Raw genomic sequence first — 26,284 nt, 5'->3', positions numbered from 1 at the left:
ACAAGATCCACGGTGAAGTCGTCAGAATTTGCCGACGTCGAGCACGGCCTGTGCGAAGGCCTTCGGCGCTTCCTGCGGCAGGTTGTGGCCGATGCCGCCGGTGATCAGCCGATGCTCGTAGCGGTTGGTGAACTTCGCACGGTACATGTCCGGTTCGGGGTGCGGCGCACCGTTGGCATCGCCTTCCATGGTGATCGTCGGAACCTTGATGGTCGGGAAGGCCGCCAGCGCCCGTTCAAGCGCATCGTACTGCACCTCGCCCTCCGCGAGGCCGAGCCGCCAGCGGTAATTGTGGATGCTGATGTCGACATGGTCGGGATTGTCGAATGCGGCCGCTGACCGGTTGAAGGTGGCGTCGTCGAAGGCCCAGTTCGGGGAGGCGAGCTGCCAGATGAGCCGGGCGAAGTCATGCGTGTACTTCGCATAGCCGGCCCGACCCCGATCGGTCGCAAAGTAATACTGATACCACCATTGCAGTTCCGCCTTGGGAGGCAACGGCGCCCGGTTGAACTCCTGGCTGCCGATCAGATAGCCGCTCACCGAAACCATGGCCCTGCAGCGCTCCGGCCAGAGTGCGGCCATGATGTTCGCAGTCCTGGCGCCCCAGTCGTAGCCGGCGAGGATGGCGGTCTGGATCTTCAGCGCATCCATCAGGGAAATGATGTCGGCGGCGATGGCCGCCTGCTGGCCGTTGCGCGGCGTCGCGGCCGACAGGAAGCGTGTCGTGCCGTAACCGCGCAGGTAGGGGACGATGACGCGGTAGCCGGCCGCCGCCAGGACGGGAGCCACCTCGACATAGCTGTGGATGTCATAGGGCCAGCCGTGCAGGAGAAGCACCGCCGGCCCATCGGCGGGACCATCCTCAGCGTAGCCTACATTGAGCGGTCCGGCATCGATCTGTTTCAAGGATTTGAAATTGCCGGACGGACGGGAGCCCGCCGCCGGTCGGGCCGCGGGCGTTTCCGCCGCCTGCGCCCGCCCCAGTCCCAGTCCGAGGCTGGCCGCCGCAGCCGCGAAGGTTGCCGTGCCGAGGAAGCGGCGGCGCCCAGGGTCGAGCTGGGTTGTACCGCCGGTTTGCGCATCGTGATCGTTGCGACAAGACTCCTGGATTGAGCGCTGCATTACATTTTCCTTTCATCTTAAGAGGTATCGAATGCCCCCGTTGGGGCGAGTTGAGCCATCGCCCGCGGCAGGTGTTGCCAGGGACGTGGGGAATGGGGATGTCGATGCTTGAGCCTAGTGGGTGGCTGCCCGCTCGATCAGCCTGACAACCGCAGGAGCGTGAGACACCATCACCACATGTGACGCCCCTTTGATCACCATCGTCTGTCGGGATTTCGCCCGATCTGCCATGAAGGCCAAAGCGGCGGGCGGGATATTCCTGTCCTTGTCCCCGTAGACAAACCACGAAGGCACCGTCTTCCACGCGGGCTTCGTTGACTCATCCGAGAGCTGACGCGAGCAGCCCGGCAACAAGCGCGATTCCACAAGGGGTGAACCTTTTCATGCTGCTCTCCCTTCGCCCGTCGCTCAGACCAGCATCACGACCGCATCGATATTGCCCTTGATCGCCTTTGAATACGGGCAGGTGCGGTGCGCAGTTTCAATGACCTGGCGGGCGATATCAGGGGCAATGCCGGGCAGGCTGACCTTCAGGCGGGCCGCCAACGAGAAGCCGTCACCTCCATGCCGTAGCTCCACTTCGGTGTCGATGGCAAGATCGACTGGAAGGGTGATCCCCTTCGACTTCGCCGCAATTGCCATCGCACCTTGAAAGCAGGCCGACCAGCCCGCCGCGAACAGCTGCTCCGGGTTGGTGCCTTGACCGGGACCACCGGGTGTCGAGAGCTTGAGATCGAGGCGACCATCGGAACTTCTGGCAACACCGTCACGCCCTCCGGTGACATGAACATTGGCTGTGTAGAGGGTCTTGGCATCGGACATCGCTTTTCTCCTTCAGTGTGGTCCGGGGGACAGTGATCAGCGAAGCGGGCGAAAAGCAGCGCGCACCTCTTCGGCGAACAGCTGCGGCTGTTCCCAAGCGGTGGAATGGCAAACATTTTCGGGTTCACTGAAATAATGTAGGTCTCTATAGAAGACATCAGCTCAGATATTCGCGGTACGGAGAGTTCATCCTAGGAAGATACTGACCGCGATGGGGACATAGATGATTCCGCGTACATTGAGATTATGGACTCTGCATCCGGCATCGCACCCTGAACGTCCGGATGGCGTCACCCTCGGCTTGCGAATGAGCCGCCAGTGGCATGAAACTCGATAACCCGGCCAAGGCGACGTCTCCCACGAATTGCCGGCGCGATGTCAGATGGTTTCCGCTCATATTTCGGCTCCTCGACCTTGGTCCGGACTGGTTACCGCGAGCCTAGACAAATGGCGGCGGAGCGCATGTTAGGTGGAGTGATGGGGCGTTAGGTTCTGTCTGACGATGGCTTCCCGACGCGCCACAGCACGGGTTTCACAGCGGAAACCGACCCCATGCCGCCCTGTGGCTCTTCCCCGGCTGTCTGGTGATTGGCGCCCTGCTGGTCTACGCCCTGCCGCCGAAGGTGGTGAACCATTGATCTGTCTTATGCGTTAAGAATTTGGCCCGTCAGGCAGGATCCTGTCCGGCACCGTCAGGCACGAGGCAAAGGCGCGTTGGCTGCAAATGCGGGAATGATGCGCAGTGTCGAGATGACTGCAGCGATACGCGGCCACTGCTCCAGTGCCAACCCTGCCCGCTCCGCGTTGATGGCCTGCGGGAAGAGAACGATATCCGCGACCGATGGAGTGTTCCCGACAGCGAAGTGTCCCTTCGGCTGCCGGGACAGCAGTGCTTCGATCGCAGTCAATCCTTCCTGAATCCAGTGGCGACTCCAGTCCGCGACCGTCGTGGACTCAGCACCGGGAATGGCGCCCAGGCGCTTCGCCACCCGGGGCGGCAGAAGCGGATGGATATCCGATGCGATGGCAAGGGCTACCGACCGCGCCAGGGCGCGTTGGCCCGGGTCGGCCGGCAGAAGCGCCGGTTCGGGAAACCGCTCGTCGAGATACTCGACGATCGCCAGCGACTGGGTGATCAAAACGCCATCTTCGGTCAGTAGCGCCGGCACGAGGCCCTGCGGATTGACCGCCAGATACTCGGCACTCCGGCTGCGCGCCTCGGCGCCGAGGATGGCAATCGGAACACTTTCGACCTCCACCCCCTTCAGGGCCAGCGCGATCCGCACACGGGCGACGGCCGACGAGATCCGGTCTTCGAACAGCTTCATGTCTTGGTCCTCACTGATGGGGAGTGGTCACCGCTGCCGATGCTTCGGCAGGTCGGGACGAAGAGGGTGCGGCGGAAGAAGGAAGGGGCTGCGGCCGCGAGAGCAGCGCCAGGATGGACGGCGCCTCGCGGGGATCATCGTCCCAGGCGCAAGGGGCGGCGGCGAGGCCGATGGCCGCCGCCATCGCAAGAAGCACACGCATCGTGCTGTCTCCTAAGGTGAATGTGTGATAATCATTATGATCGTAATTACGTTGCCAACCCGCACCGGCCGCCAAGTCCGGCGGGTGCGGCGATGGCAATCAGGACAATCGATTTCCCGGTGACGACATGAGCCGCAAGACCGCCAGCACTCCCGCCGCCCCCGCCTCCGACACGCCGGCCGCCGAGCAGGCCGGGAGGTCGCAGACCGCCAGGCTGGCGGATTTCATGTGCTTCACGATCTATTCGGCCAACCTCGCCTATTCGCGGGTCTACAAGCCGGTGCTGGAGCAGCTTGGCGTCACCTATCCCCAGTACATCACCATCATCGCGCTGTGGGAGGAGGATCGGCAGACCGTCAAGAGCCTCAGCGAGAAGCTGTTCCTGGAGCCCAGCACCATGACGCCGATGCTGCAGCGGCTGGAGGCCATGGGCTATGTCACGCGGATGCGCGACGACGAGGATGAACGCAGCGTCCGCGTCTCTCTGACCGAAGCGGGGCGCCAGCTTCGCGAGAAGGGCCTGGGCTTCGGTGAATTGACTGTGAAGGCTTCCGGACTTCCGCCCGACGAGTTCCGCGCCCTCCAGAGAGCGGTCGCCCGGCTGCGCGACAACCTCCGGGAGGCCGGCAAGTGAAAGTGATCGGATGCGGAGGTCCGGGGCCATGCGGGCTTTTCCTCAGCCGAAGGTGAAGGCGTAGGCATCGACGCCGGGATCGAGAAAGCGCACCTCGAACGTCCGTTCCCGCACCTCACCCGCCTGCCGCACCAGCTGGTAGAGCTTGGTTTCCGAGACCGTGCCGTTGCCCTCGGCGTCGATGTCCGTTCCGTGATCCGGCCCGGGCGCCATGCCGTCGATCGTGACCTGAAAGCGAACCGGCCGGCCGTCCTGGGCGGGACCGAGGATGAGGTGCAGGTCGCGCGCCCGGAAGCGGTAGACGATCGCCCCGCCCGCCCGGTTCAGCCGGGCCTGCTCGGGCCCGACCGTCCAGTTGCCCGAAAGCCCCCAGCGGTTGAGCCGCAGCGCGCCGACCGAATAGTCCTGCGGCCGGTCGATGCCGTCCCGCTCCGGCGACGCGAAGTTCGCAGCCTGCCGATAGCCGACATAGGTCTCGCCGGAGCGAATGTCGTCGAGATCGGCAGGTGCCTGTGCCCCCTGCCCTGCCGGACTGACCAACCCACTGTCACCGGCCCGACCCCCGGCGGCCTCCGCCAGCAAATCCTGGATGACCCGTTCGGTCTGCTCATACCCGCCCTCGCCGAACTGGTGATGACGGATGTGGCCCGTGGCGTCGGCGATATAGAAGGCCGGCCAATAGCTGTTGCCGAATGCCCGCCAGATGTGGAAGTCGTTGTCGATCGCCACCGGGTAGGTGATGGCGAAATCCCGCAGCGCCTTCTGCACGTTCGCGATCCGCTTTTCGAAGGCGAACTCCGGGGCATGGACACCGACCACCACCAGCCCCTGGTCCCGGTACTTCTCCGCCCATGCCCGCAGGTACGGCAGCGTGCGGATGCAGTTGATGCAGGAGTAGGTCCAGAAATCAATCAGCACGACCTTTCCACGCAACTCCTCCTTGGTGAGCGGCTTCGAGTTCAGCCAGTCCGTCGCACCGTCCAGGGAGGGCAGAACGCCCTCGACCGACAGGCTGCTGCGGTAGACCCGCCGGGCATCGGCAAGCACCAGACCCGTCCCGGATGCGTGCGACGCGGCCGCCGCTCCGGGAGCGGCAGAGGGAGCGGCAGGAGCGAACCGGTCGATCAGCGACTGTTCGACGCCAGACGTCCCGGCATAGGACAGACGGGCCAGCAATCCGGTGTCGAGCCCCAAGGCGATGACGCCGACGCCGGCGAGGACGGCGATGCCGAGTCCCTGGCGGAGACGCTGCCCGATGCCGAGCGACCGCTTCATCGCCGCCAGCAGCCGGCCGCCGGCCAGAAGGGCGAGCGTCAGGGATGTCGCGGCACCCGCCGCATAGGCGGCCAGCAGCAGGGTGGTTTGCAGGCTGGCGCCGTGAAGCGCCGCACCGGTCAGGACCAGCCCGAGGATCGGCCCGGCACACGGTGTCCAGAGCAGGCCGGTGGCAACACCCAGAAGAAGCGATCCGGCGACACTGGCCCGGCGACCGGACAGCCTGTTGCCGGCGGCGACCAGCGGGCGGCTGAGCACCGCCGCGGCGCGGGGCGACAGGAGCGTCCATCCGAACAGGGCCATCAGCGCGAGGGCGGCGGCCCGCCCGGCGCCATTGGTTTCCACCGCCCAGCCTCCGCCCACGGCGGACAGCGTGGCGACCCCGGCGAAGCTGGCCACCATGCCGAACAGCATCGGCAGGATGCTGCGGAACAGCGGCTGCCCCGCCCGGGAGAAGACGAAGGGCACGACCGGCAGGATGCAGGGGCTGGCGATGGTCAGGGCGCCCGCCAGGAAGGAGACGAGAAAGAGGATCATGGCTGAACCCTTTCGACAGGCCGGACATGGGCTAACGCCCGGCCCGGCATATCAGTGGGAGATCATTGCGAGACGGCCTCGGCCGCCTCGACGATCAGGGCGGCGACGGCCTCGGGCTTGGCGGCATAGACGGCATGGCTGGCCTCGACCGACCGGACATGGCTGCCGGCCCGACGGGCCATCTCCAGTTCCAAGTCGGGGTTGATCGAGCGGTCGGCGGTCGCCACCAGCGCCCAGCTTGGTTTCGATTTCCATGCCGGCTCCCCGACCGGCGTCGTGAAGGCGGCTTTGGCCGCGAACACCTGGGAGTGGGCGAGGAAGGCCGCGTCGGCCGGCGGAAGGTCGGCGGCAAAGGCACCGGCGAAGGCCGGCGGGTCGAGATAGAGGTAGCCGTCTGCGGTGGCCTTGACGGCACCCGGCTCGGCACCGGTTACTGGCCTGCTCTCGGCCAGTTTGGCGAGGCTCTCGCCCTTGTCGGGCTCGAAGGCGGCGACATAGACCAGGGCCGCGACATGGCTGTCGTTCCCAGCCTCGCTGATCACCATCCCGCCATAGCTGTGGCCGACCAGGACGGTCGGACCCGTCTGAAGGGAAAGGACACGGCGGGTCGCCGCGACATCGTCGCCGAGCGAGGTCAGCGGCTGCTGGACGATCGACACGGCATAGCCCTTGGCGGTCAGGATGTCGGAAACCTTGCGCCAGCCCGAGCCGTCGGCGAAGGCGCCATGCACGATGACCACGGACTTCACCGGAGCGGCGGCGGCCGGCGACCAGGGAACGGCCAGCGACAAAGCCAGACCGAACAGAGAAGCCGGAAATTTGCACGGAAGCATGGAGGCATCTCCTCATGTAATTTGCGTCATAATGATTATTTTGATAAGTACATCGCTGAAAGGCGGGCTGTCCAGACGGAACGATGCGGATGCCGGCTTGCGGCAGGGGGATTCTTGTACCGGCATGTATCGGCCGACGCGGCGGATACAGACCGACACAAACCGCCGGATGCGGGCAGGACTCCACCCGTCATAAGACCGCCGAACAGCAGCGGGGTTCGACCGAATGGATCACATCGACCACGTCCTGATCGTCGACGACGACCGGGACATCCGGGAACTGGTGTCCGGCTATCTGAAGAGGAACGGCCTGCGCGTGACCCTCGCCGCGGACGGCCGGCAGATGCGGTCGTTCCTGGAACGCGACCGGGTGGATCTCATCGTGCTCGACATCATGATGCCGGGCGACGACGGGCTGATGCTGTGCCGGGAGCTTCGCACCGGCCGGCACGCCACGACGCCGGTCCTGATGCTGACCGCACGCAACGACGAGATGGACCGCATCCTCGGCCTGGAGATGGGGGCCGACGACTATCTGGCGAAGCCGTTCGCCGCGCGCGAGCTGCTGGCCCGCATCAAGGCGATCCTGCGCCGGGCGCGCATGCTGCCGCCCAACCTCCAGATCAGCGAGGCCGGGCAGCTGCTGAGGTTCGGCAGCTGGCGGCTCGACACCGTCGCCCGCCATCTGCTCGACCAGGACGGCACGGCCGTCGCACTGAGTGGTGCCGAATACCGGCTGCTCCGCGTCTTCCTCGACCACCCGCAACGGGTCCTGTCGCGCGACCAGCTCCTGAACCTGACGCAGGGGCGCGAGGCTGAGCTGTTCGAGCGGTCGATCGACCTGCTGGTCAGCCGGCTCCGGCAACGGCTGCGCGACGACGCGCGCGAGCCCAGCCACATCAAGACGGTCCGCAACGAAGGCTATGTGCTGGCGATGCCGGTGGAGATCACGAGAGCACGGCCATGAGGGACAAGGCCATGAAGGGCGCAATCCGCCGGTTCCAGCACTTCCTGCATCCACCGCGCACCCTGCGCTGGCGGCTGTTCCTCATCCTCCTGACCGGGCTCGTCCTGGCGCATGGCCTGTCCTTCGGCGCACTGTTCCTGGAGCGCACCAGTGCCGCCAAGGCGATGATGCTCGGCACGCTGGAGTGGGATGTGGCGACCTCCGTCGCCCTGCTCGACCGCCTGCCGCCGGAGGAGCGCGGCCGTTGGCTGCCGATGCTGGAGCGGCGCACCTACCGCTACGAGCTTGGCGCCGGCCTGCCGGGCGTGCCCGAGTTGGGCAGCCGCGGCGGGGAGATTGCCCAAGCCATCAACGGTGCCATCAACAGCGGCGCCGGTGCCGGTTTCCCGGTGGTGGTCGAAAGCATTCCCGGTGACCACCCGCATCTTCAGGCCCATGTCACGCTCGGCGATGGCTCCCTGGTGACGATCGACGTGATGCCGGCCCTCATGCCGCTCGCCGCATGGCTCCCCCTCCTGCTGGCCGGCCAACTCCTGCTGCTGCTCCTCTGTACCTGGTTCGCCGTGCGGCAGGCGATCCGCCCGCTGGCGCGCTTCGCCAAGGCGGCCGAGACGCTCGATCCCGGCGGCACGTCGGCACGGCTGGAGGAGGACGGCCCGAGCGAGGTCGCCCATGCCGCGACCGCCTTCAACGCAATGCGCGACAGGATCGGCCATTACCTGGAGGAGCGCGTGCGGATCCTCGCCGCCATCTCCCACGACCTGCAAACACCGATTACCCGCATGGCGCTGCGGGTCGAGATGGCGGAGGACAGTCCGGAGAAGGAGCGGCTGCTCCGGGACCTGTCGCAGATCGAACGGCTGGTGCGCGAAGGGGTGGCATATGCGCGCAGCGCCCATGGCGATGTCGAGATTCCGGCCCGCATCGATGTCGGGTCCTTCGTCGAGAGCCTCGCCTTCGACTATCAGGATATGGGCAAGCCGGTGACCGTCCGCGGGCTCCCCGGTACGGTCCTGACCACCCGGCCGCACGCGCTGCGCCGCATCCTGACCAACCTGATCGACAACGCACTGAAATTCGCCGGAGAGGTCGAGATCACGGTGACCCGGGACGGCGTCGGCCGGATCGGCATCGCTGTTCGCGACAGCGGCCCCGGCATTCCGGAACATCAGCTCACCGACGTCCTCCAGCCCTTCTACCGGCTGGAACAGTCCCGCAACCGCGATTCCGGCGGAACCGGCCTAGGGCTGGCTATCGCCCACCAGCTGGCGCTGGCGATCGGCGGGTCGCTGACGCTACGGAACCGGCGTACCGGCGGCCTCTGCGCGGAGGTGACGCTCGGCTGACAGGGGTAGTCAGCTGTTTCCGAAGGCAGTGGTGAAGACCGCCCAGCGCTCCTCGAACAGCCGCAAGAGGGATGGCCCGCCTGCCGTCCCATCGTCGCCAAGTCCATCGTCACCAAGTCGGATCCGGTTGTTGACGCCCTCCAGCAGGTCGATCAGGATCCCGCAGACCGAAGCCGGATCGCCCGGTCGCAGTTCGCCCGTCTCTTGTGCGGCGGCAACAAACCCGACCAGCGGTTCCAGCGCATCGAGCGACCAGGATGCCAGCCGCTCCCGGAGAACCGGCGAAACCGCGGCCTCGGCGCTGACGGACAAATAAAAGGCGGCGTAATCGCGCGACGACCCGATCTCGACATAGCGGAACGCGGCGCGGCGCAGCGCGCCGAGCGCCCCCGCCCCACCCTCGCCGGCGGCGGCGGACAGCAGGGCTTCGCGGAACCGCCCGACATCGCGCCCGACCACGGCTTCGAGAAGGGCGGCTTTGTTGGGGTAACGGCGGTAAAGCGTGTGCTTGGACACGCCAAGTTCGGCCGCTATCTCTTCCAAACCGCTGTTGGCGACGCCCTTGCGGCAGAAGACGGCCCGGGCGCCGTCCAGGATGCGCGCATTGATGGCCGCGGCCTGCTCCCTAGTCGGTCTCCCTCCTGCCTTGCGTCCGCCGGTGTCCACCTTCATGTCCCTTCAGCTTTCCATACTCCGTCAAAACAGCACAGTTCCGTTGCGTTTTCCATCGGCGCCTGATATCAGCACGATTGCGTGCCGATATCCTGAAATCAACAAGGAGCGACGCATGGCCTCCATCTCCCTGTCCCGGATCGCTTGGGCGACGCCCGATGGCCACAGCGTCCTGACCGGTGTCGACCTGAATTTCGGGCAAGAGCGCACCGGCCTCGTCGGACGGAACGGCATCGGCAAGTCGACCCTGCTGAAGCTCATCACCGGAGAACTTCAGCCGCTCGCCGGCAGCGTCCGGGTCACCGGTACGCTCGGTCTGCTGAGACAGACGGTCCAACCCGGCGAGCGGGAAACAATAGCCGACCTATTCGGCGTGACCAGAGCGCTCGCCCTTCTGCACCGCGCCGAGGCCGGAGCGGCAAGCGTGGAGGAACTGGCGGACGCCGATTGGACGCTGGCCGACCGCATCACCGCCGCCCTGGCCCGTGTCGGGCTCGATGCCGGTCCCGATACCCGGCTGGCCGAACTCTCGGGCGGCCAGCGGACGCGCGCCAGCCTTGCCGCGGCGATCTTCGCCGACCCGGATTTCCTGCTGCTCGACGAGCCGACCAACAACCTCGACCGCTCCGGCCGCGAAGCGGTGATCACCCTCCTCGCCGGTTGGCGGGCCGGAGCGATCGTGGTCAGCCACGACCGCGAGCTTCTCGACCGGATGGACGCCATCGTCGAACTGACCTCGCTGGGTGTCGCCCGTTATGGCGGCAACTGGACGCACTATCGCGAACGCAAGGCGACGGAACTGGAAGCCGCACAGCAGGATCTGGCCTACGCGGAAAAGCAGGCGGCCGAGGTCCGACGTAAAGCGCAACGCGCGGCGGAACGGCAGGACCGGCGCGATGCAGCCGGGTCACGGAAGGCAGCGCAAGGCGACATGCCCCGCATCCTGCTGGGCGCGCGCAAAAGCAATGCCGAGGCAAGCCGGGGTGCCGGCACCAGACTGGCCGATCGCCAGCGGGCGGAGACCCAGGCCGCACTCGCCTCGGCACGGTCCCGCATCGAGGTCCTGCAGGACCTTTCGCTGGCGCTGCCGCCCACCGGGCTTCCGGCCAACAGGACCGTCCTGCGGCTGGACGACATCACCGCCGGTCATGACCCTGACCATCCGATCATCCGCGATCTCTCCTTCACCATGGAGGGGCCGGAACGGGTCGTCATCGTCGGGCCGAACGGTTCGGGCAAGACGACGCTGCTGACGCTGATCGCCGGCGGGATCGCCCCGATGCGGGGGACGGTGTCGGTTGCCGTCGACTTCGCCATGCTGGACCAGCGTGTCGGCATCCTCGATCCCGCTATGTCGATCCTGGACAACTTCAAACGCCTCAATCCCGGCGCAACCGACAATGCCTGCCGGGCGGCACTCGCCCGCTTCCTGTTCCGGGCGGACGCCGCCCTGCAACAGGTGGGAACGCTGAGTGGCGGGCAGACGCTGCGCGCCGGCCTAGCCTGTGTGCTGGGCGGGCCACGGCCACCGGCGCTGCTGATCCTGGACGAACCGACCAACCACCTGGACATCGAATCGGTCGAAGCCATGGAAGCGGGACTGAGATCCTACGACGGCGCCATCCTGCTGGTCAGCCATGACGAGACCTTCATGTCTAACATCGGCATCGAACGGCGGCTGGACCTCGCATCCTTTACCGGTGGAGGTGGATCGTCTCAACGGTGATCCGGTTGCTCCGGCATGGGGACACAAAGCATGCGGTTGGCGCCGGCAATCAAATTCGCAAACCTCACTTCTTTGGAAACATGTATCGCAATGTATTTGAAACGCCCCAAGATACAAATGCATTCATTCTCACTGCTCCGCGACACATCAATGATACAACCAAGGGAGGCCTTACTTCCAAGAATGATCATGGGACGGAGACAGTGACGGCATGGAGGTCTGGCGTCATGGCAGTCTGTGGAGCGTCAACTCCGCAAATGCTGTCCTATGCGGAGAAGACACGGGAGGCGGGCTGTGCTCACACCAACCGACCGGCACGCAGGCACCCACTCCGTGTCTCGGTGAACTCTCTAAGAGTGTAGCTTGGCTGAGAGGACTTCTATCGGACATAGTTTCGTCCAGGAGAGATGCGCCGGCTCATATCCACATGGCGCCTGCCCCATGATCAACAAACAGGACGAGGAATGCCTGCCTTGCGGCGGCCAACCGCACCAAACGGATCAGGTTTGTCAAGAGAGCGGCTCGTCCCCGGATTTCACTGCATCCACCATGCAACGATACATTGGACTCAGGCACAGCGGGCATTGGGAGAAACGCAATCGTGACGGACTTGGAGAGCAAATCGGTTCAAGAACGGATGTACTTTGGACCCTTCTGTTTGTCCCCAGGCGAACGGCTGCTGACCCGTGATGGCGAGCCCGTACAGATCGGCGGCCGGTCGTTTGATCTGCTTGTCGTCCTGACCGAACAACCCGGACGTGTCCTATCCAAACGCGAACTGCTCAAGAGGATCTGGACGGACGTGGTTGTCGAGGATGGCAGCCTGCGCTTTCACATGGCCGGACTTCGCAAGCTCCTGGGAGATGGCGAGGATGGTGCACGCTACATCGCGACACAGGTCGGCGTCGGATATGCATTCGTGGCACCGGTGGAAAGACAGAGCGTGCCAGGAGCGCCCCCGGTTCCGCCAACAGCGATTGTCCCGGATGCCGATAACCGGTCGACGGTGAGCGCCTTGAATGTTCCGGCACGCCTTAATCGTCTCATTGGGCGGGAGCGTGACGTTCAACTTCTGCAAAGGCGTGTGATCGACACACCGCTCTTTACAATCGTAGGACCGGCCGGTGTCGGAAAAACATCGCTTGCGATTGAGATCGGACACGAACTGACCGAGGCCTTCAAAGGACAGGTGGCGTTTGTCGATCTCGGCATGCTTGAAAACTCAGCACTGGTTCCCTCAATGACGGCGGGCGCTATGGGAATCCGGGTGCATAGCGATGATCCGTTGGCGGTCATTCTTGGTCATGTCCGCGATCAACCCTTCCTGCTTCTGTTTGACAACTGCGAGCACGTCATTGAAGCGGCGGCCCAGCTTGTTGAACGGATAATGGACGATGCGCCGAAGGTTCGCGTTCTTGCGACATCGCGCGAGCCGTTGCGCGTACGCGGCGAGCATATTCACCGCCTCGACGCTCTCGGCTATCCCGAGGACGCCTCCAACCTCACGCTGGAGCAGTTGCTCTCCTATCCGGCGGTCCAACTGTTCTGCGAGCGCGCGACGGAGGCCGACAGTTCGTTGGAGGTCGACGAGCGCGCCGCTCGTCTGATCGCAGGCATGTGTCACCGATTGGACGGAATGGCGCTGCCGATCGAGCTCGCTGCCGTGCGCGTCGCAACGCACGGCATACCGGCCACCGCCCGCCAGCTCGGCGAGAGATTCAGTTTTGGTTGGTCGGGACGGCGCACAGCCCGTCCGCGGCAGCAGACCCTTCAGGCGACACTCGACTGGAGCTATGACCTTCTCTCTGAGATTGAGCAGATCGTTTTCGAGCGCCTTTCGGTTTTCGTGGGTCCCTTTTCCATCGATGCGGCGCTGGAGGTCGTTGCAGACACGGAAATCAGAGCAGACGAAGTGGCTGTTGCGCTGGACGAGCTGTCATCGAAATCACTCGTTGCGCCGGACCGGTCATGCGGCACTGGAACCTATCGCCTGCTGGAGATGACGCGCGCCTACACGCGAGAGAAGCTCCTTGGCCGGGGCGCGCAGGAATATTCTACGGCATTCCGTCGTCATGCCGGCTTTTTCCTCAGGGAGCTCGAAGCACTGGCCGATCAGAAGGAAGACGTATTGCAGGATGTTCAATCCCTTCGCCAGCAGTTCGGCAACATCCGCAGCGCGCTTGAATGGAGCTTTGGTCGAGATGGGGATCTCAAGATCGGTATTCGTCTTGCCGCAGCCAGCGCTCCGGTCTTTCTGACTCTGTCGTACCTGACCGAGGCTCGGACCTGGTGTGCCCGCGCGCTTTCGGACATCGAGGAGAGCCAGCGCGGGACGGCGATCGAGCTTGAACTCCAGGGGTCGCTCGGCATCGCGCTCATGTTCACCCGCGGCAACAGCGAAGCAGCTGGCAACGCTCTCACCCGCTCACTTGAGGTTGCGACCGCACTTGAAGACCATTGGAGCCAGCTTCGCATGCTGGGCCGTTTGCACATTTTCCATGAACGCATCGGGGAATATGATGTCGCCATGTCATATGCCGGGCGCGCCGTTGAGGTTGCGCAGACGATTGGTGAGCCGGAAGCGATGGGCATCGCCTACTCGTTGTCAGGCATCTCCCATCACCTTTCCGGCGACCAGATCCGTGCTCGCGGGGAACTCGAACTTTCATTGAAACATAGCCCGCCATCGCAGCGCGGCCGCACCATCCACTATGGGTTCGATCACAGGAACCGATCCGGCATTGCGCTGGCGCGGACATTGTGGCTGTGTGGAGACTCCGAGCAGGCCGGCCTCATCGCTCGTCAGACTGTGCGTGAAGCTGCGCAACTGGATCATCCGGTTACCCTTTGCATCGCCTTGATCTGGTCCATCAACGTCTATTTGTGGATGGGCGACCTGGATGCGGCTGAAGAGGCGCTGAAGGACTTCGGTGAATGCGCTGACGTGAACGCGCTTGGACCCTATATCGCAGCGGTCGGCGGCGTTCGCGGCGAGTTGGCGATCCAGCGCGGGTGCACTGGGGACGCGATCTCTGCGGTCGAAAAGAGCCTCTCCCAGCTCCGGACTGCCCGATACGAACTTCTGACAACATCCTTTTCGATTGCAGTCGCACAAGGCCTGATCCAAGAGGCCCGGTTGGCCGAAGCAGCGGAACTGGTGGAATTGACGATCTTGCGCTGCAAAAGCAATGGCGAACTGTTCTTAATGGCGGAGCTACTGCGTTTCAAAGCCAGGATTACCCATCTTCAGAGCAACAATATTGAGGAAAGCCAAAAAATCCTGAATGAAGCGATATCCCTGGCCAGAGAGCAGGGTGCACGCGCTTGGGAGCTGCGTGCAACCATCGATTTGGCTCAGTTGCTGGCAAACGGGGCCTTTGCGACCCGCGCCATCTCCGTGCAACACGCTGCCGCGCGATGAACATTCCCGCGCGTTACTACACCGGCTACATCAGCGGCATCGGTCTGCCGCCACCTTATGCGCCGATGGATTTCGCGCCCTGGATGGAGGTGTACGCGACGGGTAGCTTTCGGTGCCGAAGATCCAGGCGGTGGAGACGCACCCGTTCTTCGCGCGCAACAGCACGCGGGCATCGTGGCCGTCCTTTCCGGCATGGTTGGCAGCCTGCACCGCGGCGATGAGGGCGCCGACCTGACCGTCGAGAAAGGGGCCGTAGCGCTCCCCTTCCAGCATGATGAACCAGCCATCCGTTTGGCATGACACGATGTAATGGGCTGAAAGACTCATAGTGTCACCGTTTCTTCATGGCGGTCGTGCCGGCCGCGCGGGTACAGGCCGTGGTGAGACGGGTCAGCAGCGCGCCCTGCGGAAGGCTGGCGTGGCCCGGCGGTGGGTAGCCAGCGGGCAGCCGGTTGGATGGAGCGTTGTGCGGTGCCGGATGCCAACGGCGTTCGGCGTCCCCCCAGCGCAGCTGTTCGCGCAGCACGTCGGCCCCATGAGGGTATCGCCCGTCGATGGAGTGGAACAGGGCGGTCATGGGCGTTCCTCCGGTCGGTGTGCGAATAGCGGAATGCCCGCCATGGGCGGAATTGCCGAATGCGGAGTTTCGGTGGCTACCCTTGGAACTCCGGCGGCGCCGGCACAGGACCAGCGGACAGAACAGGGTTCCCCCGTCGCCGATTGTGCCAGCACGACGCTGGCGAAGCCGAGGCGTTCCGCCGCCCTGGCTTCGCGAATGGCTTTGTCGAGTGCATCGGCTTGGTCGATGCAGGGCGGATAGACGAAGCCGTCCGCCCGCACGATCCAACCGGAATGCGTTTTCAAGATGAAGAAGGCGAGCCTTGTCCTGGCATCCATGGGTGCTCTCCGATCTGGGGCTGGTCTGCCGGCAATGGCGGCAGCGATCATGCCGTCTGGATCGACTCACGCCAGGAAGAGCTTCAGACCTGCAATCATCAGCAGAAAGGGAGAGCCTGGAGTGGCCTCAGAAGAACCTAACTGGTGATTGAGCGATATGTGTTTAAAAAATATCAAGGATAGCTCTTGGGGATCTGACGATTTGCAAGAGCGGATTGCACCGGCCCCGTCATCCAGTATCTTTCCAGAACTTGCAAGAATCAGCGTTCCTCTGGATGTCTTCGGCAGACCAACCTTCGCCTCGGCCACAGCCGGGATGGTTGCGGTCGAGGCAGCGGCTGTCTTGTCGTCCTTATGGGCGGTTCAGGTCCGCCCTTTTCATGCGTTTTTCAGATCAGCGCTTGTTGCCGGGCTTGCCGCCTGACGTGCCGGCGACCGGCTCCACCTTGACATCGGTGCGGCGGGCGACGGCCTCCACGGTCTTTTCCTGTTCGGACGCCGTCTTGGACAGCACGACCTCCTCGACGACGCGGGCCTCCTTGGTGATCTCCGGCATTTCGGAGGTCGCCGTCAGCTCGATGGTCTTCTCGCCGAAGGCGGCCTTCTCCTCGTCTGCGCTCAGGGGCCGGTCGACCGTGCGATGCTCCACGTCCACCGCCTCGTCGCGCAGCGTCACGGTTTCCCGAACCGGCGTTTCGGTGACCTCCAACGTGGCCTTCACCCCGCCCTTGGCGACCCGGCGCTTGCCGATCTCGACCTCCTCCTTCACCGACTGGAGGGTCTCCTGCTCGACGTTGCTGCCGTTGCCCGCCTTCTGGGCCGGCTTCCGCACCGCCGTGGGCTCGGGCAGGTCAACGGACCCGTTTTCATCGAGGATGGCTTCCGCCGCGTCGGCGTCCTGGTCGGCGATGTCGGCCGCGACCAGGGTGTGGCCCCGGCGGACGGCCGCGCCATACTGCTCGGCCAGTTCCTTCTCGAAGCCGTGCCCCAGCAGACCCTGGGCGGCCTTGTCGGCGCTGTCGGCGCCGCCGAAGGTTTCGATGTCCGTTTCCTGGCAGCCCGCCGCAATCAGGGCCTGGAAGGCCTTCTTGGCGGAACCGCTTTCCTTGTAAAGTCCAACGACGATCGTGCTCATGATGCTCTCCAAATGGATTTCAGATGTTCTGGGGTGTTCAGGCATTCCCGGCCGTTCAGGCCGCGGGAGCGTCCGGTGGCGGGTCCTGGTCGACGACCACCTCCTGACGGCGCACCGTGACGTGGTCGATCATCTTGCGGCTCGTGGTGCGGCGGGTGATCCGGACCTCTTCCACCAGCCTCAGGCGGACTTCCACGGTGGCCACCTCCTCGATCACCGAGATGACGGTGGTGTCGCCGTCCTGGCGGTCGGGGATCGGGCCATCGACGAAGCGACCGACAGCGACCCGCTCGACCTCAAGCTTCTCCACCGACAGGTCGGCTTCGACAGGCTGCTCGTGTTCGTGGCTGAGGGTGCGGGCGTGAACCGCTCCGGTCACCTGCGTGCGCATGTGCACGCTCACCCGCTCCTCGACGGCGAGAAGCGTCTGCGGCCCGTTTTCGTCCGAGTCGGTCAACGGAGGCACTCCTACGGTTCTGCTCCTGCGGTTCCGGTGGCCAGGGAGCTGGAAAGAGCCGGCCGGATGCCGGCACCGGTCAGCCGCCGGGCCGGGTCGTCATCTGCTTGGCGCCTTCCGTGAGGCGGGACGCGGCCTGAGCGACACGGACATTGACTTCGAACAAGGCCAGCCAGCCGCCGAGCATATAGCGGCTGCCCGCCATCATGATGTCCTGCGGGCCGTGAGCCCGGAGCATGCTGCTCATCATCTCGTTCTGGCGGTCGACCGCCTGGTTCATGAAGGTGACGGCCTCCGAGAAGACCCCGCCATAACCCGCTGCCAGAGCATTGCCGGATTCCGTCGCCCGCCCGGCTTCCGGAAGACTGCCCATGCTGCCGGCGCCAGGCAGCTTCGGCGGCCAGGGCCTCGGCTGCTGGCCGACGCTACGGGAGGCCTGCGCTGCCGCTGCGCCGGCTTTCGGTGCTTGCTCTTCACTGGCGCTGCGGATGCCGGGCCTCTTGGATGCCTCGGCGTTGGCCGCGGCTTCGTCGCTGGCGCTGTGAATGGTCGGTCGAGTGGTGGAGGTCGGGTGCGTGCCGTCGTCCATGTCGTCTCCATAACTGTTCGGGATGATGGTTGGGTGCAGGCAGGGAGCGTCGGGCTCGACCTGAATGACTTAGCTTCATATTATGCTGCATCGCAAAAATTCAACCGGCGGAGAAATATAACTAGGAGAAACCCGCTATAAATCGTAAGATAAAAAGAGATAGTATTTGACGCCGTGTGATTTCTAATTTCAAGTGCGTGACTTCGAGAAAACCACTTTTTGACAATTATTATATCTATCGTGTCCGGCCAGACATCCGGCGATGTGTCGGCGCCACTTTTGCGCATAATGAGCCTGTGGTCCGCACCTGTATCTTTTCAAAAATAAACGACCAAACGCAGGGAGCGCTGCATGCCCGGAAATCCCCGCGACCAGAAGGACGCCGAGCAGATGGTCAAGGCGGAGGAAGCGCGCGGCGGTCCCTTCGTGGTGGCTGCGGAATCCACCCTGATGCCGATGCTGATCGCCGATCCGACCCTGCCGGACGTGCCGATCGTCTTCGTCAATGCCGCGTTCATCAAGCTGAGCGGCTATGCGCGCGAGGAGATCCTTGGCAGGAACTATCACCTGCTGTCCGGCGTCGACACCGACCCGGAGGTGGCACGTGCCATCGACCTGACCGTGCGCGCCGGAGAGGCCATCGTGCGCGGGGTGCAGCTCTACCGGAAGGACGGAAAGCAGCTGTGGATGCTCCAGCATGTCGCCCCCGTCTTCGAGGAGGACCGCATCCGCTACCACTTCGCGTCCTTTGTCGACATCACCGAGCGCAAGACGGCGGAAGACGAGTTGCGGCAGCTCAACGAGGATCTCGACCGCCGCGTCTCGCTGCGCACCGAGCGGCTGGACGAACTCAACCGCCAGCTCGCCAGTGAAGTCGAGCGCCGCGTCGACGTGGAGCGGGTGCTGCGCAACACGCTTCACGACAAGGACATGCTGCTGCGCGACAAGGACGACCTGATGCGGGAGGTGAACCACCGGGTCAAGAACACCTTGCAGATGGCTTCGTCCTTCCTGCGCATCCAAATGAGCATCGCCCGGAGCCAGGAACCGGCCGTCCAGGAGGCGCTGCACAGCGCCGTGGAACGGCTGGACCGCATGGCCGAGATCCACGAGAAGCTCTACCGGGCGCAAGGGCTGCAGGAGATCGAATTCGGCGGATATCTGGGGATGCTGTGCCGCGACCTGCTGGCGTCCTTTGGTGCCGCGCACGGTCTGCGGGTGGTCCTGGATATCGATACCGACGAAGCGTTTCTGAAGCCGGACCAGGCCATCCCGCTCGCCCTGATCGCCAACGAGGCGATGATCAACGCGCTGAAATACGCTTTTCCGGATGGACGCTCCGGCCGCGTCACCGTCTCATTCCGCCACACCTCACGCAGCCTTCTGCGCATGACCATCGGTGACGATGGCGTCGGCATGCCCGACGAGCGACGCGGAGGTTCGCTCGGTCTCACCCTGATGGAGTTGCTGGCCGAACAGATCGAAGCCAGTGTGACCGTCAGGTCCGACAGGGGCACCACCGTCACGGTGTCAATCCCCGCATGACCGCTTGATAGCGACGATGCCAAACGGCCGGAGCAAGGGGCCATGACGCTGCATATTCCGACATCCGAGGTTCTGCGCGGCTTGCTGGACGAGGCTCCGGCGGATTGCGTGACGTTCGGATGGCTGCTGGAAAAACTCCACAAGCGTTCCTTCGGCATCGTTCTGCTGCTGCTGGCGCTGATCGGGCTGGCGCCGGGAACGTCGCCGGCCGTCGGCCTGCTGCTGACCATTCCCGCTCTCCAGATGACCCTGGCGCGCGAGAGTCCGGTTTTTCCCCTGATGATCACGTCCCGGCGCTTTTCGACACAGCGCCTGGTCCGGCTGGTCGATCGTGCTGTGCCGGTGTTGAGGCGGATGGAGACGGTCATACACCCGCGCTGGAAGACGCCGTTCGAGGCGACGACGCGCGTGGTCGGGCTGGTCGTTCTCGCGCTGACAAGCGTCTTCTTCGTCCCGATTCCCCTGAGCAACATCGTGCCGGCCGTGACGATCATGCTGATCGCCCTGGCTTATCTCGAAGAGGACGGGGTGTTGCTGGCGCTGTCCCTGGCGGCGGCCGCCGCCGTTCTCTTCGTCACGGCTCTCACCATCTGGCAATCGGTCAAGGCGGTCCGGTTCATGGCGTCTTGAGCCGGGCATCGCAACGGCGTCGCAGCGACGCGCCGCGATGGAGCAGAGGGAAAGGACCGTACTCCATATTAAGAAAACAAAAGCGCATAGATTCCAATACAAATAGAACGCAAAAGAAATTATGCCGAATGAGTTTCGACATAGATATTTGAAGTCGACCATTGTGGTGCAAATTATTGGTACCATATTAATTGCAGAATTTGTGATAGGAGGCTGTGGTGACGCTCAGGCATACGACGCTATCCGGGTGGACTGCTTCAGAGCGTGCAGCCTGGGCTTTGTCCGCGCCGAAATGGAAGAGCATGGCCTATCTGACACTTGGCATGTCAGTCGGCTTTCTTGCAGGGTTGGCGTTCTCGGGCTTCAGCGGATAGCGTGTCTGCTGAAGATAAACGTCCTGCAAGGACAAAGGCCGCGCTCGACCACCCGGAACATCTGCAGGGCGCCATCCACCGCAAGCCTGTCAATTCGAACGGGCACCTCCCTCCCCATCAAAATGCGATTACCAAGTCATTCGTCCAACCGGGGACCTGACCTGGAGAGCATCTTCAGAAACCGCCGGTCACGCACGGGAGCATCTTTCGATGAGCACCGCATTCACCCGCACGACCGCCAGGACGGTGACGTTCACCCGTCCCTTCGAATTGAACGGCATGGACGGGGTGCAGCCGGCGGGGAGCTACGTCGTGGAAACCGACGAGGAGCTGATCGACTCGCTCTCTTTCCCGGTGTACCGCCGTACTGCGACCTGGATCCATCTGCCGCATGCCGATGGACGCTCCAATGGAGGGTTGGGTATGGCGCAGACAGCGCTCATCGACCCGGATGAACTGGACAGAATCCTGGCATCCGCGGAAACGGAACCCCAGTACGGTTCGCAGGAGCATGGTTCGCAGGGCCGGTGAAGCCGTGTCAGGACCGGTCGGGTGCCTTCACCCTCATACCGGGATGACCGTCACGGCGAGGAACACGCAGATCGGTGCAGTCGGTCCAGGCCTTACTGGTCCGCACCGGAGAGGAGAATCCGTCATGCAAGCCGCACACCCAAGCAAGCGCTCGTCGTCGGTCCATTTTCTGCGCGGGAAGATGTTCATTCAGACCGCTTCGGCGCTCCCGGTTGCCATGAGCATTGCCGATGAGCGGCAACGCCGGCTGGAGCGTGGTGCCCGGCTTTGTGGCTGGGACGACGACGGTGGTGCGCAGCCGCAGGAGTACGCCAAGGAGTGAAGCGCTGTTCAATCGAATTTCAACTCCGATCGGCAATGATGCCAAGCCGATACTGGGCGACAGGTGGCAGAACAGGAAAGCCCCTTCCCGGGTGCGCGGCCCCTCCCCGTCCGCTTGGGCAGGCCACCGCGGGGCCACCGCCCGCCAGGCGGCGTGCGCCATGACTGTCTTGGCCAAGTGAGGTGATGTGGTGGACGGCCCTTTTCCCCAAATGCCGGTGAAAAGCGTTGGACGTCGAAGACACCATGTGTGGACGGCCCTCTCGGCGCAAGAGGAGAATTCGTGTTGACGGTTGGTCGGGTGCATCCATGTGTCCGGCCTGTCGTCGCGACCTCTGGTCGCTGGCCTTGATGAAGTCCGCGGATCAACGCCCAAATCACCTCAGCGCGCTCCCGGGCGCTTGGTCCCCGTGGGTTTGGTCGATCCCCGGTCTGACCGGTTCGTCATCACGTCTCACCACCCTCACGCCATCCGCCTCGGCAGGACCTTGGTCCGCTGCCGAGGCGAACCTCGACTACGCGGCGGTCGGTGCCGCGTAGGTCCCGCCGCGCGTCAGCACCGCCCAGGCAATGCGCGCCGTTTTGTTGGCCAGGGCAACGGCGGCGAGTTTGGCGGGCTTGCGCTCCAGCAGCTTCGCCGCCCAGCATCGAGCCGCGTTGTCCTGGCGCGCCAGCCGCATGACCGCCGTGGCGCCGACGACCAGCAGGCGGCGGAGGTAGCCGTCGCCTTGCTTGCTGATCCCCGTCTGCCGCTCCTTCCCGCCGCTGCTGTGGGCTTTCGGCGTCAGGCCGAGCCAGGCGGCGAACTGCCGGCCCGATCGGAACAGCGTCCCGTCCGGCACCGCCGCGGCGATCGCGCTCGCGGTGATCGGGCCAATGCCGGGGATCGTCGCCAAACGGCGGCTCACGTCGCTGGCGCGATGCCACTCCAGAATGCGCGCCTCCAGCCGGTCGATTTCTTCGCCGAGCAGGCGGAGCTGATCGACGAGGCCGTGCAGTGCCCGTCGCGCCAACTCCGGAAGACGATCCTGCGCCTCGTGCAAAGTCTCGATGGCGGCCTTCGTCCCGCTTGGCCCTTTGGCCGCGATAATCCCGAACTCCGCGAGGTGACCGCGCAAGGCGTTGATCAGCATCGTCCGCTGCCGGACCAAGAGGTCCCGAGTCTTGTGGAGCATCAAGGCTGCCTGCTGATCGATGCTCTTGACCGCCACGAAGCGCATCGTCGGCCGGGTCACCGCCTCGCAGATGGCCTCGGCATCAGCGGCGTCGGTCTTTCCGCGCTTCACGTAGGGCTTGACGTAGGCGGGCGGCATCAGCTTCACCGTATGGCCCAGCGCCGCAATTTCCCGCGCCCAGTGATGCGCCGTTCCACACGCTTCCATCCCCACCAGGCACGCCGGCAGGCCTTGGAAGAACTTCAGCACCTCGCCCCGTCGCAACTGCCGACGGACCAAAACCTTCCCGTCGCCATTGATGCCATGAACCTGGAAAACATTCTTCGCCAGATCCAGACCGATTGTCGTCACGCCCATCGCTGGCTCCTATGAGGTGGTGTCTTCGACGTCCAACGCTTTTCACCGGCATTTGGGGAAAAGGGCCGTCCACCACATCACCTCACCTGCTGGTGGTCTCGCGCCGGTGCAGCCATGGCGCGGCATGGCAGCGGCACTCGGCACCTTTCTGGTGCTCGGCACCGTCACGGCCGTGTGGCCGAACCCGGTGTTCGTGCGGATGACGCCGACCCAAGGCTTCGAGGTCTGGTTGCTGGCCATCCAGTCCGTGCTGGTCGGCGTCTATGTCGCCATTCGGCGGCCCCGGTGCCCTGTTCCCGGCGCCGGTTTCGGCAGCCTGCTCGGCTTTCTTGGCATTGCCTGTCCGACCTGCAACAAGATCCTGCTCTTCGCCTTCGGGTCCGACCTGCTGCTCACCTATTTCGAGCCCTACCGGCTGCCGCTGGCCGCGGTCGGCGCGGTTGTGACGGCGGTGGCGGTTCAACATCATGCCCAGCCTTGGCATGCCGGTCTCTCACAAGGCTGCCTGATCACCAGCGCCTCAGGGGGGAAGCCGTCCGCGTGCCGAGTTTTGCAGCGAATCCTCGGAGCCGTTGAGCGCATTGAGGACGGCAGCCGTGGTATGGCAGCAGTGGTCTGCCAGGAGCCTGCCTGCCGTCGCCGCATCGCGTCGCCGGAGTGCCGCCATGAAGCCATCATGTTCCATCAGCGAGTCGCGCCAGCGGTCGGCATCGTAGTTGGCCAGTGACCGGGCGCGGAGGATCTTCGATGCGAAGCCAGAGTAGGTGGCCTCCAAGGAGGGGTTGCGCGCCATTGCGACGATCCAGGCATGAATTTGGCGGTTGGTCATGAAATAGGCCAGCCGGTCACCGGCATCGAACTGCGCGTGAAGCCGAGCGTGGAGCCGGTCGAGTTCGGCAAATTCCTCCTCTGTCCCACGTCGGCATGCGAGTTCGCCCGCCAACGCCTCCAGCGCCTCCATTACCTCGAAGACCGCGGCAATTTCATTCGGATCGATGGGCGTCACCACCGCGCCGCGGTGCGGCCGGAGTTCCACAAGCCCCTCCGCGGCCAAGATCCGCAACGCCTCCCGCAGCGGGGTGCGGGAAACGCCGAGATGCCCGCACAGCTGGATTTCCGGTACCCGGCTTCCCGGCCGAAGCTCTCCGGAAAGGATCATCGTGCGCAATTCCGCGACGACCCCGTGATGCAGCGTTTCGCGGCGGATCGGCCCGGCGGCGGGCTTGGCTGTCTTCACGCTATCCATGGTCGATCCGGCACTGCCCGTTCTGCTGAATGATTGTGCATAGATGTGCGAACGATGCCATGCGCACAAAAATAAGGCAAGCGTGACTCGCAAAGGCGCTCCGACGGGAAAATAATGCAAGCCATTGATAATGATGATGATTTCCAAAATCACCATTTTGTATACAATCTGGCACGCGGTTTGCGATCGACGGATCATCGCAATCGCATCAGGGAATCCTGCCCATGTCGCTTCGATCCTTCACCTATGGCGCCGTCACCGGCCTGGCCCTCGCCTTGTCCGCGGCCGCTGCGACGGCGCAGGCCGCCGATATGGAGGCGGTGAAGCTGGGTTTCGCCAAATGCGCCCATTGCCTGCCGATGGCGCTGACACCCGATCTGGCAAAGGGCGTCAAGATCGAGGCGATCAACTTCAATTCCGGCAACGACGTTCTGACGGCATTGGTATCCAAGAGCATCGATGTGGCCCAGGTCACCTACCTCCACTACATCACCGCCCTCGACAAGGGATTCGACGTGGTGGCCATCTCCGGTCAGGTGAATGGCGGCTCGGAGATTCTGACGGCCAAGGGGATCGAGCTGAAGGCGGACGACTGGGCCGGTTTCAAGGCGCTGGTCGCCGAACGCAAGGCGAAGGGCGAGCCGTTGCGCGTCGCCGCCTCGCGCGGGAACGCGCAGGACATCCACATGCGCGGCGCCTTCCTGAAGAACGGCATCGACGCCAACAAGGACGTGCAGTTCATCAACATCCCGAACCCGTCCGACCACGCTGCCGCCCTGCAGCGCGGCGAGGTCGACGTGATCTGTACGGTGGAGCCCTTCGCCTCGCAGATCCGTGGCAGCGGCGTCGGCCGGCACTTCACGCTTCCCTACGACCAGGCCGCCGGCAACCTGACCAACCTGATCGTCACCCGTTCCGACGTCATCAAGGAACATCCCAAGGCGGTCGAGGCCACCGTCGCGTCGGTGGTGGCTCTGGTCGACACCCTGAAGGCAGACAAGGGCGCCTGGATCGAGACGATCAACAAATACACCGGCATGGACAAGGCGGTCGCCGCCGAGGCGCTGAAGAACGCCACCCCGGACTATGAGATGCACAAGGACAGCACGCTGGCCATCGCCGCGATGATGCGCGACCTGAAATACATCAGCCACGACGTGTCCGCGGTGGCCGAAAAGAACCTCGATTACAAGTTCCTCGAAACCGTTACCGGCAAGCCGAAAAGCGAACTCGGTTACTGATCCGCGGCCGCATGCGGCCCCGCCGGCCCGATCCGCGATTTACGGCGGGGCGCATCCGACAGGTGTTTTCGACGGAACGGGAGTCCGCCTCATGAGGGCGATCTGGAAATCCTGGGAGCGGGCAGTCGTTCCCCTCTTCATTCTCGTGGCCTGGGAGATCGTGTCGCGATCCGGCCTGCTGCCAGCGGCGCTGCTGCCGCCGCCGACGGTAGTTTTGCATGCCTGGGGCGACTGGGTGTTCGGCTTCGACGAGACGTCGCAGGGCAACAGCGGGCGCTGGCTGGCCGACGCGCTGTCCAGCGCCATGCGGGTCGCCGCCGGTTATGGTATCGCGGCGGTCAGCGGTATCCTGCTCGGCATCGCCATCGGCTGGTGGCGCTGGGTCGAGCGGACGGTGGAACCGACCATCCAGATGCTGCGCCCGGTTCCGCCGGTGTCCTGGATTCCGCTGGCGATCATCTGGTTCGGCATCGCCGACAAGCCGGCGATCTTCCTGGTCTTCCTTGGCGCCTTCTTCCCTGTCCTGATGAACACCATCCATGGGGTGAAGACCGCCGACCGCAACCTGATCCGCGCCGCCTCGATGATGGGCGCCACCGAACAGCAGCTGTTGCGCCATGTGGTGTTCCCGGCGGCGCTGCCCAGCATCTTCGCCGGCCTGCGCATCGGCATCGGCGCCGCCTGGATGCTGACCGTCACCGCCGAGATGGTCGCGGTCAAGAGCGGGCTGGGGTATGTGCTGTGGGACAGCTATTACTTCCTGCGCTACGACCTCGTGCTCGCCTCGATGGCCAGCATCGGCCTGCTCGGCTATGCGACCGACGGCCTCATCAAGCTCCTGATGTCGATGGCTCTGCACTGGCAGCACGGATCAACCCTGCAGAGCCGGGAGGGTTGACGC

At 64.3% G+C, this 26,284-nt stretch carries 28 protein-coding genes; 11 read left to right on the top strand and 17 right to left on the bottom strand.

The features are described 5' to 3' along the window. Positions 1–21: 21 nt before the first annotated feature. The 5 genes from B9N97_RS30195 to B9N97_RS35345 form a co-directional block, all read right to left on the bottom strand. Positions 22–1,122, bottom strand: coding sequence for an alpha/beta fold hydrolase (locus B9N97_RS30195; protein WP_085091511.1), 1,101 nt, complete (start codon positions 1,120–1,122; stop codon positions 22–24). Positions 1,123–1,236: 114 nt separating this feature from the next. Beyond that, the gene (locus B9N97_RS36895; protein WP_348520102.1) at positions 1,237–1,488 is read right to left on the bottom strand and encodes an alpha/beta fold hydrolase; all 252 of its coding nucleotides are present in this window, start codon (positions 1,486–1,488) and stop codon (positions 1,237–1,239) included. Positions 1,489–1,530: 42 nt separating this feature from the next. Then, positions 1,531–1,944, bottom strand: a complete 414-nt coding sequence (locus tag B9N97_RS30185; RefSeq protein WP_085091510.1) for an organic hydroperoxide resistance protein — start codon at positions 1,942–1,944, stop codon at positions 1,531–1,533. Positions 1,945–2,636: 692 nt separating this feature from the next. Next, positions 2,637–3,272 (bottom strand): maleylacetoacetate isomerase, encoded by a 636-nt coding sequence (maiA, locus tag B9N97_RS30180; RefSeq protein WP_085091509.1) that lies wholly within the window; start codon positions 3,270–3,272, stop codon positions 2,637–2,639. 10 nt (positions 3,273–3,282) lie between these two features. Further along, the gene (locus B9N97_RS35345; RefSeq protein WP_143266928.1) at positions 3,283–3,474 is read right to left on the bottom strand and encodes a hypothetical protein; all 192 of its coding nucleotides are present in this window, start codon (positions 3,472–3,474) and stop codon (positions 3,283–3,285) included. Positions 3,475–3,601: 127 nt separating this feature from the next. On the opposite strand from B9N97_RS35345, the gene B9N97_RS30175 reads away from it, so the two are divergent. After that, positions 3,602–4,108: a MarR family winged helix-turn-helix transcriptional regulator gene (locus B9N97_RS30175; protein WP_085091508.1), complete on the top strand. Its 507-nt coding sequence runs from the start codon at positions 3,602–3,604 to the stop codon at positions 4,106–4,108. Between the two features lie 42 nt (positions 4,109–4,150). Here B9N97_RS30175 and B9N97_RS30170 read toward each other — a convergent pair whose 3' ends face one another. Both B9N97_RS30170 and B9N97_RS30165 read right to left on the bottom strand, forming a co-directional pair. Beyond that, on the bottom strand, positions 4,151–5,920 hold the full coding sequence (locus B9N97_RS30170; RefSeq protein ID WP_085091507.1) for a cytochrome c biogenesis protein DipZ: 1,770 nt from the start codon (positions 5,918–5,920) through the stop codon (positions 4,151–4,153). A 62-nt stretch (positions 5,921–5,982) separates the two neighbouring features. Continuing rightward, the gene (locus B9N97_RS30165; RefSeq protein WP_085091506.1) at positions 5,983–6,753 is read right to left on the bottom strand and encodes an alpha/beta fold hydrolase; all 771 of its coding nucleotides are present in this window, start codon (positions 6,751–6,753) and stop codon (positions 5,983–5,985) included. A gap of 226 nt (positions 6,754–6,979) precedes the next feature. Here B9N97_RS30165 and B9N97_RS30160 point away from each other — a divergent pair, with 226 nt between their 5' ends. Both B9N97_RS30160 and B9N97_RS30155 read left to right on the top strand, forming a co-directional pair. Further along, complete coding sequence (locus B9N97_RS30160; RefSeq protein WP_085091505.1) at positions 6,980–7,720, top strand: response regulator; 741 nt, start codon at positions 6,980–6,982, stop codon at positions 7,718–7,720. Next, positions 7,717–9,066 carry a sensor histidine kinase gene (locus B9N97_RS30155; protein WP_244561015.1) on the top strand — a complete coding sequence of 450 codons (1,350 nt, stop codon included), beginning with the start codon at positions 7,717–7,719 and terminating at the stop codon, positions 9,064–9,066. Before B9N97_RS30160 ends, B9N97_RS30155 begins: the two co-directional genes overlap by 4 nt. A gap of 9 nt (positions 9,067–9,075) precedes the next feature. On the opposite strand, the gene B9N97_RS30150 is transcribed toward B9N97_RS30155, so the two are convergent. Beyond that, complete coding sequence (locus B9N97_RS30150; RefSeq protein ID WP_085091504.1) at positions 9,076–9,738, bottom strand: TetR/AcrR family transcriptional regulator; 663 nt, start codon at positions 9,736–9,738, stop codon at positions 9,076–9,078. Positions 9,739–9,853: 115 nt separating this feature from the next. Here B9N97_RS30150 and B9N97_RS30145 point away from each other — a divergent pair, with 115 nt between their 5' ends. Further along, entirely contained in the window at positions 9,854–11,464 is a 1,611-nt protein-coding gene (locus B9N97_RS30145) for an ABC-F family ATP-binding cassette domain-containing protein (protein WP_085091503.1), read from the top strand. 601 nt (positions 11,465–12,065) lie between these two features. Next, positions 12,066–14,885: an ATP-binding protein gene (locus B9N97_RS30140; protein ID WP_085091502.1), complete on the top strand. Its 2,820-nt coding sequence runs from the start codon at positions 12,066–12,068 to the stop codon at positions 14,883–14,885. A gap of 30 nt (positions 14,886–14,915) precedes the next feature. Here the strand turns inward: B9N97_RS30140 and B9N97_RS36580 are convergent, their stop codons facing one another. The 6 genes from B9N97_RS36580 to B9N97_RS30105 form a co-directional block, all read right to left on the bottom strand. Further along, on the bottom strand, positions 14,916–15,212 hold the full coding sequence (locus B9N97_RS36580) for a hypothetical protein (RefSeq protein ID WP_244561014.1): 297 nt from the start codon (positions 15,210–15,212) through the stop codon (positions 14,916–14,918). 4 nt (positions 15,213–15,216) lie between these two features. Then, positions 15,217–15,462, bottom strand: coding sequence for a hypothetical protein (locus B9N97_RS30125; RefSeq protein WP_085091501.1), 246 nt, complete (start codon positions 15,460–15,462; stop codon positions 15,217–15,219). Further along, a complete protein-coding gene (locus tag B9N97_RS30120; protein WP_085091500.1) occupies positions 15,459–15,782 on the bottom strand; it encodes a hypothetical protein in 324 nt (107 codons plus the stop codon). The genes B9N97_RS30125 and B9N97_RS30120 overlap by 4 nt, the downstream gene beginning before the upstream one ends. Positions 15,783–16,176: 394 nt before the next feature. Next, positions 16,177–16,917, bottom strand: a complete 741-nt coding sequence (locus B9N97_RS30115; RefSeq protein WP_085091499.1) for a YsnF/AvaK domain-containing protein — start codon at positions 16,915–16,917, stop codon at positions 16,177–16,179. Between the two features lie 55 nt (positions 16,918–16,972). Beyond that, the gene (locus B9N97_RS30110; protein WP_244561013.1) at positions 16,973–17,374 is read right to left on the bottom strand and encodes a YsnF/AvaK domain-containing protein; all 402 of its coding nucleotides are present in this window, start codon (positions 17,372–17,374) and stop codon (positions 16,973–16,975) included. A 79-nt stretch (positions 17,375–17,453) separates the two neighbouring features. Next, a complete protein-coding gene (locus tag B9N97_RS30105) occupies positions 17,454–17,963 on the bottom strand; it encodes a hypothetical protein (protein WP_085091498.1) in 510 nt (169 codons plus the stop codon). Between the two features lie 351 nt (positions 17,964–18,314). On the opposite strand from B9N97_RS30105, the gene B9N97_RS30100 reads away from it, so the two are divergent. From B9N97_RS30100 to B9N97_RS30085, 4 genes are all read left to right on the top strand, one after another. Continuing rightward, positions 18,315–19,508 carry a sensor histidine kinase gene (locus B9N97_RS30100; RefSeq protein WP_244561012.1) on the top strand — a complete coding sequence of 398 codons (1,194 nt, stop codon included), beginning with the start codon at positions 18,315–18,317 and terminating at the stop codon, positions 19,506–19,508. Between the two features lie 42 nt (positions 19,509–19,550). Further along, positions 19,551–20,138, top strand: coding sequence for an exopolysaccharide biosynthesis protein (locus B9N97_RS30095; protein WP_085091497.1), 588 nt, complete (start codon positions 19,551–19,553; stop codon positions 20,136–20,138). Positions 20,139–20,722: 584 nt separating this feature from the next. Continuing rightward, positions 20,723–21,043 (top strand): hypothetical protein, encoded by a 321-nt coding sequence (locus tag B9N97_RS30090; protein ID WP_085091496.1) that lies wholly within the window; start codon positions 20,723–20,725, stop codon positions 21,041–21,043. Between the two features lie 124 nt (positions 21,044–21,167). Further along, positions 21,168–21,365: a hypothetical protein gene (locus B9N97_RS30085; protein ID WP_085091495.1), complete on the top strand. Its 198-nt coding sequence runs from the start codon at positions 21,168–21,170 to the stop codon at positions 21,363–21,365. Between the two features lie 514 nt (positions 21,366–21,879). On the opposite strand, the gene B9N97_RS30080 is transcribed toward B9N97_RS30085, so the two are convergent. From B9N97_RS30080 to B9N97_RS30075, 3 genes are all read right to left on the bottom strand, one after another. Further along, positions 21,880–22,896 (bottom strand): IS110 family RNA-guided transposase, encoded by a 1,017-nt coding sequence (locus tag B9N97_RS30080; protein WP_085091494.1) that lies wholly within the window; start codon positions 22,894–22,896, stop codon positions 21,880–21,882. 82 nt (positions 22,897–22,978) lie between these two features. Then, positions 22,979–23,365 carry a hypothetical protein gene (locus B9N97_RS35335; RefSeq protein WP_208621308.1) on the bottom strand — a complete coding sequence of 129 codons (387 nt, stop codon included), beginning with the start codon at positions 23,363–23,365 and terminating at the stop codon, positions 22,979–22,981. 51 nt (positions 23,366–23,416) lie between these two features. Continuing rightward, positions 23,417–24,298 carry a GntR family transcriptional regulator gene (locus tag B9N97_RS30075; protein ID WP_244561011.1) on the bottom strand — a complete coding sequence of 294 codons (882 nt, stop codon included), beginning with the start codon at positions 24,296–24,298 and terminating at the stop codon, positions 23,417–23,419. A gap of 68 nt (positions 24,299–24,366) precedes the next feature. Here B9N97_RS30075 and B9N97_RS30070 point away from each other — a divergent pair, with 68 nt between their 5' ends. Both B9N97_RS30070 and B9N97_RS30065 read left to right on the top strand, forming a co-directional pair. Then, a complete protein-coding gene (locus B9N97_RS30070) occupies positions 24,367–25,383 on the top strand; it encodes an ABC transporter substrate-binding protein (RefSeq protein WP_085091492.1) in 1,017 nt (338 codons plus the stop codon). Positions 25,384–25,474: 91 nt separating this feature from the next. Then, the gene (locus B9N97_RS30065; protein WP_085091491.1) at positions 25,475–26,281 is read left to right on the top strand and encodes an ABC transporter permease; all 807 of its coding nucleotides are present in this window, start codon (positions 25,475–25,477) and stop codon (positions 26,279–26,281) included. Positions 26,282–26,284 lie beyond the last annotated feature (3 nt).

It is taken from the genome of Azospirillum oryzae, assembly GCF_900177515.1.
GTDB lineage: Bacteria > Pseudomonadota > Alphaproteobacteria > Azospirillales > Azospirillaceae > Azospirillum > Azospirillum oryzae_A.
This window is presented reverse-complemented; position numbering and strand designations above follow the sequence as displayed.

What these genes read in the sequence shown, in the direction of transcription:
- B9N97_RS30065 (WP_085091491.1), top strand. Translation starts at nt 25,475, where the DNA reads ATGAGGGCGATCTGGAAATCCTGGGAGCGGGCAGTCGTTCCCCTCTTC.
- B9N97_RS30100 (WP_244561012.1), top strand. Translation starts at nt 18,315, where the DNA reads ATGCCCGGAAATCCCCGCGACCAGAAGGACGCCGAGCAGATGGTCAAG.
- B9N97_RS30095 (WP_085091497.1), top strand. Translation starts at nt 19,551, where the DNA reads ATGACGCTGCATATTCCGACATCCGAGGTTCTGCGCGGCTTGCTGGAC.
- B9N97_RS30145 (WP_085091503.1), top strand. Translation starts at nt 9,854, where the DNA reads ATGGCCTCCATCTCCCTGTCCCGGATCGCTTGGGCGACGCCCGATGGC.
- B9N97_RS30115 (WP_085091499.1), bottom strand. Translation starts at nt 16,917, where the DNA reads ATGAGCACGATCGTCGTTGGACTTTACAAGGAAAGCGGTTCCGCCAAG.
- B9N97_RS30185 (WP_085091510.1), bottom strand. Translation starts at nt 1,944, where the DNA reads ATGTCCGATGCCAAGACCCTCTACACAGCCAATGTTCATGTCACCGGA.
- B9N97_RS30150 (WP_085091504.1), bottom strand. Translation starts at nt 9,738, where the DNA reads ATGAAGGTGGACACCGGCGGACGCAAGGCAGGAGGGAGACCGACTAGG.
- B9N97_RS30175 (WP_085091508.1), top strand. Translation starts at nt 3,602, where the DNA reads ATGAGCCGCAAGACCGCCAGCACTCCCGCCGCCCCCGCCTCCGACACG.
- B9N97_RS30160 (WP_085091505.1), top strand. Translation starts at nt 6,980, where the DNA reads ATGGATCACATCGACCACGTCCTGATCGTCGACGACGACCGGGACATC.
- B9N97_RS30080 (WP_085091494.1), bottom strand. Translation starts at nt 22,896, where the DNA reads ATGGGCGTGACGACAATCGGTCTGGATCTGGCGAAGAATGTTTTCCAG.
- B9N97_RS35345 (WP_143266928.1), bottom strand. Translation starts at nt 3,474, where the DNA reads ATGCGTGTGCTTCTTGCGATGGCGGCGGCCATCGGCCTCGCCGCCGCC.
- B9N97_RS30075 (WP_244561011.1), bottom strand. Translation starts at nt 24,298, where the DNA reads ATGGTGATTTTGGAAATCATCATCATTATCAATGGCTTGCATTATTTT.
- B9N97_RS30170 (WP_085091507.1), bottom strand. Translation starts at nt 5,920, where the DNA reads ATGATCCTCTTTCTCGTCTCCTTCCTGGCGGGCGCCCTGACCATCGCC.
- B9N97_RS30085 (WP_085091495.1), top strand. Translation starts at nt 21,168, where the DNA reads ATGCAAGCCGCACACCCAAGCAAGCGCTCGTCGTCGGTCCATTTTCTG.
- B9N97_RS35335 (WP_208621308.1), bottom strand. Translation starts at nt 23,365, where the DNA reads ATGATGTTGAACCGCCACCGCCGTCACAACCGCGCCGACCGCGGCCAG.
- B9N97_RS30155 (WP_244561015.1), top strand. Translation starts at nt 7,717, where the DNA reads ATGAGGGACAAGGCCATGAAGGGCGCAATCCGCCGGTTCCAGCACTTC.
- B9N97_RS30165 (WP_085091506.1), bottom strand. Translation starts at nt 6,753, where the DNA reads ATGCTTCCGTGCAAATTTCCGGCTTCTCTGTTCGGTCTGGCTTTGTCG.
- B9N97_RS30195 (WP_085091511.1), bottom strand. Translation starts at nt 1,122, where the DNA reads ATGCAGCGCTCAATCCAGGAGTCTTGTCGCAACGATCACGATGCGCAA.
- maiA (WP_085091509.1), bottom strand. Translation starts at nt 3,272, where the DNA reads ATGAAGCTGTTCGAAGACCGGATCTCGTCGGCCGTCGCCCGTGTGCGG.
- B9N97_RS30120 (WP_085091500.1), bottom strand. Translation starts at nt 15,782, where the DNA reads ATGGATGCCAGGACAAGGCTCGCCTTCTTCATCTTGAAAACGCATTCC.
- B9N97_RS30090 (WP_085091496.1), top strand. Translation starts at nt 20,723, where the DNA reads ATGAGCACCGCATTCACCCGCACGACCGCCAGGACGGTGACGTTCACC.
- B9N97_RS30070 (WP_085091492.1), top strand. Translation starts at nt 24,367, where the DNA reads ATGTCGCTTCGATCCTTCACCTATGGCGCCGTCACCGGCCTGGCCCTC.
- B9N97_RS30125 (WP_085091501.1), bottom strand. Translation starts at nt 15,462, where the DNA reads ATGACCGCCCTGTTCCACTCCATCGACGGGCGATACCCTCATGGGGCC.
- B9N97_RS36580 (WP_244561014.1), bottom strand. Translation starts at nt 15,212, where the DNA reads ATGAGTCTTTCAGCCCATTACATCGTGTCATGCCAAACGGATGGCTGG.
- B9N97_RS30105 (WP_085091498.1), bottom strand. Translation starts at nt 17,963, where the DNA reads ATGGACGACGGCACGCACCCGACCTCCACCACTCGACCGACCATTCAC.